General features: G+C 69.2%; 1 protein-coding gene. It reads left to right on the top strand.

Translation table 11 applies throughout. The features are described 5' to 3' along the window. The coding region (locus tag GSQ76_RS23100; RefSeq protein ID WP_254070589.1) for a methyl-accepting chemotaxis protein at nucleotides 1-341 on the top strand (341 nt) is incomplete at both ends.

The raw sequence follows: 341 nt of genomic DNA, 5'->3' as shown, positions 1-341 counted from the left end.
AAGCCGCACGAGCCGGCGCCGCTGGCAAAGGCTTTGCCGTAGTCGCCGCCGAAGTGAAGAGCCTCGCGGCCCAAACCGCGCGGGCCACTGAGGAGGTTGCCGGCCATATCACTGCCATCCAACGCGCCAGCAATCGCGTCACTACCGGCATTGGCATCCTGGCCGCCCAAGTGGGGGCCGTGTCGCGGGCGGCGGACGATGTCTCCGCTGCAGTGGAATCGCAGCGCCAGGCCACGGAGGAAATTGCCAACGCCGCCGCCATTGCCTCGCGCGGGGCGGAGCAGGCTCATTCCAAGGTGACGGGTGCCGCCGGGCGAACCCAGGACGCACGGCGTATGGCA

Source organism: Acidisphaera sp. L21 (assembly GCF_009765685.1).
Classification (GTDB): domain Bacteria; phylum Pseudomonadota; class Alphaproteobacteria; order Acetobacterales; family Acetobacteraceae; genus LMUY01.
This window is presented reverse-complemented; position numbering and strand designations above follow the sequence as displayed.